This is a genomic window from Streptomyces sp. NPDC048018 (genome assembly GCF_043202995.1).
Classification (GTDB): domain Bacteria; phylum Actinomycetota; class Actinomycetes; order Streptomycetales; family Streptomycetaceae; genus Streptomyces.
In genome coordinates this window covers 421,368-432,256 of sequence record NZ_JBIDBK010000001.1, presented here as the reverse complement: position 1 = coordinate 432,256, position 10,889 = coordinate 421,368, and the positions used below count along the sequence as shown (strand labels likewise).

At 75.0% G+C, this 10,889-nt stretch carries 10 protein-coding genes; 7 read left to right on the top strand and 3 right to left on the bottom strand.

Going from position 1 to position 10,889, the window contains the following annotated elements; translation table 11 throughout:
- Window positions 1-16: 16 nt before the first annotated feature.
- Complete coding sequence (locus ACGF1Z_RS02050) at window positions 17-1,144, top strand: fatty acid desaturase family protein (RefSeq protein ID WP_392998880.1); 1,128 nt, start codon at window positions 17-19, stop codon at window positions 1,142-1,144.
- Between the two features lie 39 nt (window positions 1,145-1,183).
- Window positions 1,184-1,741: an MOSC domain-containing protein gene (locus tag ACGF1Z_RS02045; RefSeq protein ID WP_392998878.1), complete on the top strand. Its 558-nt coding sequence runs from the start codon at window positions 1,184-1,186 to the stop codon at window positions 1,739-1,741.
- Here the strand turns inward: ACGF1Z_RS02045 and ACGF1Z_RS02040 are convergent, their stop codons facing one another.
- The 3 genes from ACGF1Z_RS02040 to ACGF1Z_RS02030 form a co-directional block, all read right to left on the bottom strand.
- Window positions 1,742-3,151 (bottom strand): tannase/feruloyl esterase family alpha/beta hydrolase, encoded by a 1,410-nt coding sequence (locus ACGF1Z_RS02040; RefSeq protein ID WP_392998876.1) that lies wholly within the window; start codon window positions 3,149-3,151, stop codon window positions 1,742-1,744.
- A gap of 134 nt (window positions 3,152-3,285) precedes the next feature.
- Window positions 3,286-4,185 carry a hypothetical protein gene (locus ACGF1Z_RS02035; protein WP_392998874.1) on the bottom strand — a complete coding sequence of 300 codons (900 nt, stop codon included), beginning with the start codon at window positions 4,183-4,185 and terminating at the stop codon, window positions 3,286-3,288.
- A 222-nt stretch (window positions 4,186-4,407) separates the two neighbouring features.
- A complete protein-coding gene (locus ACGF1Z_RS02030) occupies window positions 4,408-5,010 on the bottom strand; it encodes a class I SAM-dependent methyltransferase (RefSeq protein ID WP_392998872.1) in 603 nt (200 codons plus the stop codon).
- A 205-nt stretch (window positions 5,011-5,215) separates the two neighbouring features.
- On the opposite strand from ACGF1Z_RS02030, the gene ACGF1Z_RS02025 reads away from it, so the two are divergent.
- From ACGF1Z_RS02025 to ACGF1Z_RS02005, 5 genes are all read left to right on the top strand, one after another.
- Window positions 5,216-6,109, top strand: coding sequence for an MHYT domain-containing protein (locus ACGF1Z_RS02025; RefSeq protein ID WP_392998870.1), 894 nt, complete (start codon window positions 5,216-5,218; stop codon window positions 6,107-6,109).
- Window positions 6,110-6,379: 270 nt separating this feature from the next.
- Window positions 6,380-9,337 (top strand): nitrate- and nitrite sensing domain-containing protein, encoded by a 2,958-nt coding sequence (locus tag ACGF1Z_RS02020; RefSeq protein ID WP_392998868.1) that lies wholly within the window; start codon window positions 6,380-6,382, stop codon window positions 9,335-9,337.
- A complete protein-coding gene (locus tag ACGF1Z_RS02015) occupies window positions 9,334-9,768 on the top strand; it encodes a roadblock/LC7 domain-containing protein (protein ID WP_392998866.1) in 435 nt (144 codons plus the stop codon). Before ACGF1Z_RS02020 ends, ACGF1Z_RS02015 begins: the two co-directional genes overlap by 4 nt.
- A 13-nt stretch (window positions 9,769-9,781) precedes the next feature.
- On the top strand, window positions 9,782-10,198 hold the full coding sequence (locus ACGF1Z_RS02010; RefSeq protein WP_392998864.1) for a DUF742 domain-containing protein: 417 nt from the start codon (window positions 9,782-9,784) through the stop codon (window positions 10,196-10,198).
- The gene (locus ACGF1Z_RS02005) at window positions 10,179-10,793 is read left to right on the top strand and encodes an ATP/GTP-binding protein (protein WP_392998862.1); all 615 of its coding nucleotides are present in this window, start codon (window positions 10,179-10,181) and stop codon (window positions 10,791-10,793) included. Before ACGF1Z_RS02010 ends, ACGF1Z_RS02005 begins: the two co-directional genes overlap by 20 nt.
- Window positions 10,794-10,889 lie beyond the last annotated feature (96 nt).

The window sequence follows — 10,889 nt, the reverse complement described above, 5'->3', positions numbered from 1 at the left end:
GAACCCGGAGACCGCCATGCCCCAGGCCACCGCGACGCTCACCGCGCCTTCTGCCGCAGACCCGGGCGGGCGGCCGAGTCCCGCCCGGCGCCCCCGCAGGGGCGCCCAGGACAAGGGCGCCGGCAGCGAGTTCGCCCCGCTCCTGCGCACCGTCAGGGAACAGGGCCTCCTCGAACGCCGCCCGGCCTGGTACGCCCGCGGGATCGTGGCCAACCTGCTCGGTCTCGCCGCGGTCTTCACCGGCCTCGCGCTCATCGGCCCGTCCTGGTGGGCCCTGCCGCTCGCCCTCCCGCTCGCCCTGTTCTCCGCCCGCGCCGCCTTCGTGGGACACGACGCCGGCCACTCCCAGATCACCGACCACCGCAGGCTCGGCCGGATCCTCCAGCTCGTCCACGCCAACCTGCTCCTGGGCATGAGCCGTGAATGGTGGAACGACAAGCACAACCGGCACCACGCCAACCCCAACCATCTCGACAAGGACCCGGACGTCGCCGCCGACGTCCTCGTCTTCGCCGCCCACCAGACCGCCGACCGCACCGGACTGCGCCGCTGGCTGACCCGCCACCAGGCCTGGCTCTTCTTCCCGCTGACCACCCTGGAGGGCATCGCGCTCAAGGTGTACGGCATCCAGGCCCTGGTCTCCCGGACCGGCCCCTGGCGCAGCCGCAGCGAGCGCCTCGTCGAGGGCGCCCTGCTCCTGGCGCACCTCGCCGGCTACGTGACCCTGCTGCTCACCCTGCTGAGCCCGCTCCAGGCCCTCGTCTTCGCGCTGCTCCACCAGATGCTGCTCGGCGTCCACCTGGGCATGGCCTTCGCCCCCAACCACAAGGGCATGGAGATGCCCGACGCCCACCCCGACGGCGACTCCTGGGGCCACCTCCGGCGCCAGGTCCTCACCTCCCGCAACATCCGCGGCGGCGCCGTCACCGACTGGTTCCTCGGCGGCCTCAACTACCAGGTCGAGCACCACCTCTTCCCCAGCATGCCGCGCCCCCATCTGCGCCTCGCCCAGCCCGCGGTGCGCGCGCACTGCGCGGCGCTCGGCATTCCGTACACCGAGACCGGCTTCGTCGACTCCTACCGGCAGGCGCTCGGCCACCTGCACGAGGTGGGTGCCCCGCTGCGCCTCGAGGGCCTCGCGTAAGGTCGGGCCGCGACATCACCGCGAGGGGGAATGCGTCTCATGAGCGCAGACACGGTCCAGGGCACCGTCACGACGGTCAGCAGCAACGGCGTCTACTCGTTCACCAAGCCCAACCGGGAGAGCATCACGCTGCTCGCCGGCCTGGGCGTGGAGGGCGACGTGCACGCCGGGGTCACGGTCAAGCACCGCTCGCGGGTGGCCAAGGACCCGACCGTGCCCAATCTGCGCCAGGTCCACCTGATCCACGCGGAGCTCTTCGACGACGTGGCCGGCGCCGGCTTCGAGGTCGCCCCGGGCGACCTCGGCGAGAACGTCACGACCCGTGGCATCGACCTGCTCGGCCTGCCGACCGGCACCCGGCTCCACCTCGGCGCGGAGGCCGTCGTGGAGGTCACCGGGCTGCGCAATCCGTGTGCGCAGATCGACGCCTTCTGCCACGGGCTGCTCAAGCAGGTCCTCGGGCGCGACGAGAACGGGCAGATCGTCCGCAAGGCCGGGGTCATGTCCGTCGTGCTGGCCGGCGGGGAGGTGCGGCCGGGCGACTCGATCCGGGTCGAGCTGCCGGCGGAGCCGCACCGTCCCCTGGAGATGGTCTGATCAACTCCGGCCCGGGGCACGGCTTCCGTCCGCATCGCGGCCCCGGCCCAGCGCGCAGGAGTTGACCACGTCACCGCTCGCGGGCCGGGCGACCAGCCCGTCCGCGGGCGGCGTCACGTCCGCCTCCACCCACCGGGTCAGCGCGTCGAACGCCGAGCGGTAGCAGGGCAGGATCGGCCGCAGCCGGTCCGGGTAGGTGTCGTACAGACCGTCGGTGTGCGTCCCGTCCTGGACCGTGTAGAAGCGGTGCAGGGCGCCCCGGCCCCGGGCGTCGATCATCCGCGCGTACACGTCCGAGTCGGTCGCGATCGGGAGCAGCGTGTCCAGGTCGCCGTGCAGGGTGATCAGCGGCTTCCCGATCCGGCCGGTGAGCGCGACCTTCGCCACCGCCCTCCGCACGGACGCGGGGCGCGCCGGGTAGGCGTACGACGCGTCCGAGGCGCACGGCGCGAGGAGCTCCTCCACCGTCGAACCGGCCGTCGTGCCCGGGCAGGCGGGGTCGTACGAGGGGTCGAACTCGGCACGGAAGATCTTCTGCGTCAGTCCCCAGTAGGCCTTCTCGTGGTACGGCCACAGGAAGCGCGAGCCGGGCGCGAAGCCCGCCCCGATCAGGTCCTCGTCGGTGGCCGACCCGAAGTGGCGGGCGACCGTGACGGGCAGGCTGGTGAGGAGGTTGGGGCCGCGGGTGGTCCACAGCACGCCCTCCCAGTCCACGCCGCCGTCGTAGAGCTCGGGCCGGTTCTCCAGCTGCCAGCGGGTGAGGTAGCCGGCGTTGGAGATGCCCGTCATGTACGTGCGCCGCGGGCCCGCCCCGTACCGCTGCCGCACGGCCTTCTTCGCGGCCCTCGTGAGCTCGGTGACCCGGCGGTTCCACTCGGCGACCGCGTCGCCGGGCTCCCGCCCGTCCGTGAAGAAGTCCGGTCCGGTGTTGCCCTTGTCCGTGGCCGCGTACGCGAAGCCCCGGGCGAGCACCTGGTCGGAGATCAGCGCGTCCGTGGAGTACTGGCGGCGGGTGCCGGGTGCGCCGGTCACGACCAGGCCGCCGTTCCAGTGGTCCGGCAGCCGGATGACGAACTGGGCGTCATGGGCCCAGCCGTGGGTGGCGTTCAGCCGCGAGCCGTCCGGGAAGTAGCCGTCGATCTGGACTCCGGGCACGCCCGAGGGGTTGACCGTGCCCTTCGCCGAGAGGCCGGCCTGGTCGGCCAGGTCGGTGTACGGGGTGCCGGCCAGCCCCGCGGTGGTGAGATCCGGCAGACACGCGGTCTCCTGGTGCTCGGCGCCCGGCACGTGGAGCCGGTCCTGGCGGGCGCAGTGGCCGGGTGTGTGCGCGCCGGCGGGCGCGGCGGGGCCGAGGGCGGTGAGACCCGTCAGGAGCGCGGCGAGCAGGGGAACGCCTCGGGACAGGCGCATGGCGGCCTCCGGTGGGACGACGGTGCGGACAGTGGCGCACCCCGAGGGGCGCGCCGCCACATCCTGCGGGCGCCCCGATCACCGGACCATGGGCCCGCACCACACCTCGCATGACCGCGCAGTGTGGGACGCGCTCAGCTCGGCCGGACCGCCATCGCGTCCAAGGCCTCCAGGAGCGCGGGCAGCCGCGGACCCCGGGTCACCGGAAGGACCTCGTGCGGCTCGTCGTCCAGCAGCAGGAAGGCCATGTCGTCGGTCCGTGCGACCAGCGACCAGCCGGGCCCGTCCGCGCGCAGCATCCGTGCCTCACCGGCCGCGAAGCTCGACCGTACCCGCCCGACCGGCGGCGCCTGCTCCAGATAGCGGCTCAGCTCGTCGAGTGCCCGGCGGACTCCGGTGTGCGGGGCGTGGCCGGGGGCGTTCCCGGCGCCGTCGCCTTCGGGGGCCGGGCTCACGGCGACCTCCGGGGCGTGGTGGGCGCCGTCCCCGGCAGAGCCCGTGTCCGGCGCGCCGCCGTCCTCGTCCTCGTCCATCCGGGAGCGCCAGTCGGACCACTGCAGCGCCACCATGTCCGCGCCCAGGCGCCGCTGGGCCGGCCCCCACCGCCCGCCGTCCGGCGGTGCGAGCGGGGCCGGGTCGCCCTCCTCCGGCTCCGGGTCGTGCGGCGCGGGAAGTCCGGGCGCGGCTGTCGCGACGGCGAGGGGCCAGCCGGGCAGCGCGGCCACGACGGACCGCTCGTCGGGGGACAGGTCGTACTCCATCCCGCAGTCCCAGGAGGCGATGGCGACCGCGACCAGCGAGACGTCGTCCACGATCACCGTCCACCGCGCGCCCTGACCGTCCTGGCCGAGCACGAGCCCGTATCCCTCCGCGCAGGGCTCGAGGTGCAGAGCCGCGCACGCCGCGGGGTAGTCGTCGCCGAGCACGGTCGGGAACTGCGCGGGCGTGAGCAGCGCCGCCGTCAGCACGTAGAGCGCGTCGTCGTCGGCGTCGCCGTGCTCCACGCCGGTCGCGGCGGGTTCCGGTTCACCCACGTCAGCCTCCCCATCTGGTCGTCGGCGCACCCTAACCAGTGAGTAACCCGCCCGTCGAGAGGCGGCACGGGAACATCCCGACCTGCGGACGGCGGTCGCGGGGGAGGGGCCACGGCGGCGCGCGGGGCGTGCGCCCCTTGGGAGACCGGATCATGGCACGGTAGCCGCCGGTGTCCCGGCCCCACCACCCGTTCCGGCCGGGGCCGCCCGGTGCCCCGGTGCTCACTCCGGGCGGCGTACCGCCAGTGCGAGGAAGCGGTCGTCCTCGTCCGTGTACGAGGTCAAAAGCCATCCGGAGCCGGCCAGGAGCGGCCGGAGGCGCGGCTCGGCCCGCAGGTCCCCGTCGGTGAGCCGTCGCCCGTGGCGCGCGGCGAGGGCGGCGCGTCCGATCGGATGGAACAGCGCCAGGCGCCCGCCCGGCCGCGTCACGCGGGCGAGCTCCCGCAGGTCACGGGCGGGGTCCGCGAGATGCGAGACGAGCCCCGCGCCGAAGACCGCCGCCAGCCCGCCGTCCCGCAGCGGCAGCCGGGCGACATCGGCGAGCACCAGTGCGCCGGCCCGGTCGCGTCCGGCGTGCGCGGCCTCGGTGAGCATCTCGGGCGTCAGGTCCGCGCCGATCACGGTGCCGCTCGGACCCACCGCCTCGCGCAGCGGGGGCAATGCCCGGCCGGTTCCGCAGCCCGCGTCCAGGACGGCGTCGCCGGGGCGCAGGCCGAGTGCGGCGACGGCGGCGGCGTAGGCGGGGCCGTCGTCGGGGAAACGGGAGTCCCAGCGCGCGGCACGGCTGCCGAAGAACTCCCGTACCTGTGGGGGGTCGTCGCTCATGCGCTCCATGATCCCTCAGATGCGCGTCACCCACAGGCGTGAGTCGACCGTCCGCGGATCCTCGGACTTCCCTCGGGGGAGTGAACGTTCTGCGCGCACGTTCGAGCCCGGTGCGATCGTTCAGGAACATCTCGATGTCATATTCCATCAGCTTTCGAAATGCGCCCCCGGTGCGCCCCCAGGAGCGCACTAGCGTCCCTGAGCCATGGGACACCTGGACCACGCCAGCTACGGCTGGTTGACACCCGTGCTGTCGTACGCGATGGCCTGCACAGGCGCCGCCCTCGGCCTGCGCTGCACCGTACGCGCCCTCGACACGACCGGCCGGTCACGGCGCAACTGGCTGCTCACCGCGGCCTCCGCCCTCGGCACCGGCATCTGGACGATGCACTTCGTCGCGATGCTGGGCTTCGGCGTCACCGGTACCGACATCCGCTACGACGTCCCGCTCACCCTCCTCAGCCTCCTCATCGCGATGGGGGTGGTGGGCGTCGGCGTGTTCGTCGTCGGACACGGCCGCGACCGCGTCCGCTCGCTCATGATCGGCGGCCTGACGACCGGCGTCGGTGTGGCGAGCATGCACTACATGGGCATGGCGGCGCTGCGGCTGCACGGACAGGTGCGCTACGACCCGGCGCTCGTCGCCCTCTCCGTCGTCATCGCGGTCGTCGCCGCGACGGCGGCCCTCTGGGCGGCCCTCGACATCCACTCACCCGCGGCCGTGGCCCTCGCCTCGCTCGTCATGGGCGCGGCCGTCAGCAGCATGCACTACACCGGCATGTTCGCCGTACGCGTGGAGGTCGCGCCCTCGGCGGCCGAGCTCCCCGGGGCCTCGGTCATGCAGTTCGTCTTCCCGCTCGCCGTCGGCCTGGGCTCGTACCTCTTCATCACCTCCGCCTTCGTCGCCCTCTCGCCGACGGCCGGCGAGCGCGCCGCCTCCGCCTCGGCCGTGCGTCTGAGCGAACCCGACGAACGGGCGGTGGACGTCGCACCGCCCGGCTTCCGGCCGGAGACGACGCGCGTCGGACCGCGGGAGGGGGACGGCACGCCCGCCTACGCACATCCGTCGGGGCCGGTGCACGGTGCGGCGGACGCCTAGGACGGTGAGGCCGCTCGGGCCGGCCACCCGGGAGGCGCGGCCCTGAGGAGGCGCAAGCGGCGTCCGACTCCGGTCCGGCGGGCCACGGTCCCCCTCTCACCACGACCCCCGCCACCTCGGCATCGTCCCCCCGTGACGTTCCCCCGGCGCCCGCCGCGCCCCCGGTCGTACTCGTCGGCCCCCGCCCCCACGTCACCCCGCCCGACGCCCTCGGCGCCAGCGGACCCCGCCCGCTCCCCACAGGTCCGTGAACGAAGGAACGAGGAGGCCATGCGAACTCCCCGCAGGACCCCGGACGCCGGGGCACCCGCGCAGCCGCCCGCAGCGGCCCGCGGACGCCGCGCGCACGCCGGGCCGCCCGCCGACGAGACGGCACCCCCCGAGCGGCCCGCCGGGCCCCCGACCGGTACGCCCCTGACGGGTCCGCCCGCCCCCGGCCGACCCGCTCCCGAGCCTTCCGCACACCGCGAAGCACCCCCCGCCCCCTCGACCGCGACGCGGATCCGGGGCCGGGGACTGCGCCCCCGCACCGTCCGCGCCAAGATCGTCTCGCTGCTCATGGTCCCCGTCGTCTCCCTCCTGGCCCTGTGGGGATTCGCCACCGTCACCACCGCCCAGGACATCGCCAGGCTCCGGCTCCTGCAGTCCGTGGACACCGAGGTGCGGCAGCCCGTGGTCCTCGCGATCGTCGCTCTCCAGGACGAACGGCGCGCCGCCGTGCGCCAGACGGCCGCCCCCGCCGCCGGCCGCGCCGACGAGCTCAAGCAGCTGGGGCGGGCCACCGACGCCGCCGTCGCCCGGCTGCGCCTCGACCCCCGCCACACGGTCGGCGACAGCGGCAGCCTCCCGGAGGACGCGTCGGCACGGGTCGCCGACTTCGTCGTCAAGGCCGAGGCACTCGGCCGACTGCGCACCGCCACCGTCGACGGCCGAGCCGACGGGGACCAGATCTACGACGCGTACACGGCAGCCATCTCCGCCGGATTCTCCGTCGGCGGCGCCCTCTCCGGCATCGAGGACACCGGGGCGGGCGCCGAGGCCCGCGTCCTGCTGGAACTCGCCCGCGCAGCGGAGATGCTCGCCCGCGAGGACGCACTGCTCGGCTTCGCGCACCTCACCGGCCAACTCGATGCGGACGGGCTACGCGAGTTCGGCGGCGCCGTCGAGGCCCGGCGCACCTTGACCGAGACCGCCACCGCCGACCTGCCCGCGCCCCAGCGCACCGCGTGGCGCGACCTCACGGCCCAGCCCGCCTACCGGCAGCTGGAGACCGCCGAGGAGCGGGTGCGCGCCGCCGCCCCCGGCCGGAGCGCCGCCCAGGCCGTCACCTCCGCGGAGTGGGACGCCGCCCACGCCTCCGTACGCGACGGCATCTCCGGCGTCATGAAGGCCGCCCGCGCCCGTGCGGCGGACCGCTACGACCCCTTCGGCGGGGGCGCGTTCAGCGTCGGCGGCGCCGCCGTCGTCTTCGGGCTCGTCGCCGTCCTGGCCTCCCTCGTGATCTCCGTCCGCATCGGTCGCGGTCTCGTCGTCGAGCTCATCAGCCTCCGCAACGGCGCTCTGGAGATCGCCCGCCGTAAACTTCCCGCCGCCATGCGCCGCCTGCGGGCCGGCGAGGAGATCGACGTCCAGGCAGAGGCCCGGCCGGGACCCGCCCCCGTGGACGAGATCGGGCAGGTCCGCGAGGCGCTCACCACCGTCCACCGCGCCGCGCTCTCGGCAGCCGTCGAACGCGCCGAACTCGCCAACGGAATCTCCGGCGTCTTCGTCAACCTGGCCCGGCGGAGCCAGGTCCTGGTGCACCGTCAGCTCAACCTGCTCGACAGCATGGAGCGGCGCGCCGACGACCCGAACGAGCTCGGCGACCTGTTCCGGCTCGACCACCTCACCACCCGGATGCGCCGGCACGCCGAGAGTCTCATCATCCTCTCCGGCGCCGCCCCCGGCCGGGCCTGGCGCATGCCCGTCCCGCTCACCAACGTCGTCCGCGCCGCCGTCTCCGAGATCGAGGACTACGCGCGCGTGGAGCTGAGCCGGCTCCCCGACGCCGCGGTCGTCGGCGGCGGCGTCGCCGACCTCACGCACCTCCTCGCCGAACTCATCGAGAACGCCGCCCAGTTCTCCCCGCCGCACACCAAGGTGCGCGTCAGCGGCGAACCCGTCGGCAACGGCTACGCCCTGGAGATCGAGGACCGCGGGCTGGGCATGGGGAAGCGCAGCCTCGCCGAGGCCAACGCCCGCATCGCCCAGTCGGACGCCCTGGACCTCTTCGACAGCGACCGGCTCGGCCTCTTCGTCGTCAGCCGGCTCTCCTCGCGGCACGACATCAAGGTCCATCTGCGCACCTCGCCCTACGGCGGCACCACCGCCGTCGTGCTGCTCCCCAACGACCTCCTGCAGGGCGCCCTCCCGCCCGGCCGGTCCACCGCACCCACCGCTCCACCGGCCGCCGCTCCGGCGCCGCGCCCGGCCGACGGGCCGGTGCCCGCGGGAGCCCCGGTGCCCGGCCCGCGCCCGGCACCGGTCGTCGCGGGCCCGCCCGGCGAGCTTGCCGCCGGCGGCCCCCGGCCGCCCCGCATCCCCGCCCTCGCGGTGCCCGCGGAGCCGGCCCGGCCCCCGGCCGGTGTCACCGCCCTGCGTCAACGCGGTGCCCGCTCGCTGCCCCCGGCCCCGCCGGCACCCCCCACGCCGCCCGCGGCGCCGGGCGCTCCCTCGGCGGGACCGGCGGCGTCGGCCGGGGACAAGGGGGGCGACCTGCCGCGGCGGGTCCGCCAGGCGAGCCTCGTGCCACAACTGCGCGAGGCGCCCGGACCCGATCCGTACGCCGCACCGGCCGCTCCCGACGGCGCCGCCGGGCGCACCCCGGAGCAGGTCAGGGATCGGATGTCCGCCTACCGCGAGGGCTGGCAGCGGGGCGGCGGTCCTGCCCCGGGCCGCCCGCGCCCCAGCGGTCCGCTCTCCGGTCCGCCGTCCGGCACCGACACCGGGCACGGCCGCGGTTCCGGTACCGGCCACGGCACCAGCTCCGACTCCGGCCCCGGGACGGGCCCCGGCCCCGGCACCGGGACGGGCCCCGGCCCCGGCACCGGGACGGGCCCCGGCCCCGGCACCGGGACGGGCCCCGGCCCAGGCATCTCGGGCGGCACACCGCCCGGCCCCCGGCGCCCTCTCGGCACCGGCCACGGCCACGCACCCAGCGACCCCGGCAGTGAAGGAGACGACGGATGATCGACCACGAGAGGGTGTCCCACCAGCGCTCCGGCGAACTCGACTGGCTCCTCGACGACCTCGCGATGCGCGTCCGCGAGGTGCGCCACGCGGTCGTGCTCTCCAACGACGGCCTCGCCGTCGGCGCCTCCAGCGGACTCAGCCGCGAGGACGCCGAGCACCTGGCGGCCATAGCCTCGGGCTTCAACAGCCTGGCCAAGGGTGCCGGACGCCAGTTCCACACCGGCGGCGTGCGGCAGACCATGGTCGAGATGGACGACGGCTTCCTCTTCGTCGCCGCCGCCGGGGACGGCTCCTGCCTGGCCGTGCTCAGCGGGGTCAACGCCGACATCGGCCTCATCGCCTACGAGATGGCCCGCCTGGTGAAGCGGGTCGGCGAGCACCTGCACACCCCGCCGCGGCTCACGACGACCCCGCCTGCCGCCGGTTGACCGGAGAAACCCCATGAACGATGGCAGCACCGGCGACGGCCGGCCCGTGCCGGGCAGTCGGTGGTACGACGCCGACGCCGGGCCGCTCGTCCGGCCGTACGCGATGACCGGCGGGCGCACCAAGCCCGGGCCGAGCAACGTGCGGTTCGACCTCATCGCGCTCGTCGTCGTCGACGACCACCCGCCGGGGACGGCCGAGGAGTCGCTCCTCGGTCCAGAACACCGGTCCCTGCTCACCCTGTGCCGCGCCGAGACCCAGTCGGTCGCCGAACTCGCCGCCGATGCCGACCTGCCCGTCGGGGTCGTCCGGGTCCTGCTGGGCGATCTCCTCGAAGCCGGCTTCGTGAAGGTCAGCAGACCCGTACCGCCCGCACAACTCCCAGACGAACGGATCCTGAGGGAAGTCATCGATGGCCTACGAGCGCTCTGAGAGCACCCCGGCGGGCGGCGCGGACACCACCGCCCTCGCCCTGAAGATCCTGGTCGCCGGCGGTTTCGGAGTCGGCAAGACCACCCTGGTGGGCGCCGTCAGCGAGATCCGGCCGCTGCGCACCGAGGAACAGCTCAGCCGTGCCGGGCAGTCCGTGGACGACACCGGCGGCGTCGACCGGAAGACCACCACGACCGTGGCCATGGACTTCGGCCGCATCACCATCCGCTCCGGCCTCTCCCTCTACCTCTTCGGAACCCCCGGACAGGACCGCTTCTGGTTCCTGTGGGACGAGCTCTCGCAGGGCGCGCTCGGGGCCGTCGTGCTCGCCGACACCCGACGCCTGGAGGACTGCTTCCCCGCCGTCGACTACTTCGAGCACCGCCGGATCCCGTTCGTCGTCGCCGTCAACTGCTTCACCGGCGCCCGCACATACGGTGCACACGACGTCTCGCGGGCCCTGGACCTGGACCGGGGCACGCCGGTGGTGCTGTGCGACGCACGGGACCGGGACTCGGGCAAGGAGGTCCTCATCCGGCTCGTGGAGTACGCGGGACGCGTGCACACCGCGCGGCTCCTGGACTCGGTCGGCTGAGGGCGGGGGCCGGGTGCGCGGGGTGGGACCCGGACGGCCCGGGCACGGGACGGCGCGCGGGCGGTGACGGGTGCTTGCCCTGTCCACGACAGTGCG

Coding starts and splice junctions, on each gene's coding strand:
- ACGF1Z_RS02030 (WP_392998872.1), bottom strand. CDS start 5,010: ATGAGCGACGACCCCCCACAGGTACGGGAGTTCTTCGGCAGCCGTGCC.
- ACGF1Z_RS02020 (WP_392998868.1), top strand. CDS start 6,380: ATGCGAACTCCCCGCAGGACCCCGGACGCCGGGGCACCCGCGCAGCCG.
- ACGF1Z_RS02010 (WP_392998864.1), top strand. CDS start 9,782: ATGAACGATGGCAGCACCGGCGACGGCCGGCCCGTGCCGGGCAGTCGG.
- ACGF1Z_RS02005 (WP_392998862.1), top strand. CDS start 10,179: ATGGCCTACGAGCGCTCTGAGAGCACCCCGGCGGGCGGCGCGGACACC.
- ACGF1Z_RS02045 (WP_392998878.1), top strand. CDS start 1,184: ATGAGCGCAGACACGGTCCAGGGCACCGTCACGACGGTCAGCAGCAAC.
- ACGF1Z_RS02025 (WP_392998870.1), top strand. CDS start 5,216: ATGGGACACCTGGACCACGCCAGCTACGGCTGGTTGACACCCGTGCTG.
- ACGF1Z_RS02050 (WP_392998880.1), top strand. CDS start 17: ATGCCCCAGGCCACCGCGACGCTCACCGCGCCTTCTGCCGCAGACCCG.
- ACGF1Z_RS02040 (WP_392998876.1), bottom strand. CDS start 3,151: ATGCGCCTGTCCCGAGGCGTTCCCCTGCTCGCCGCGCTCCTGACGGGT.
- ACGF1Z_RS02015 (WP_392998866.1), top strand. CDS start 9,334: ATGATCGACCACGAGAGGGTGTCCCACCAGCGCTCCGGCGAACTCGAC.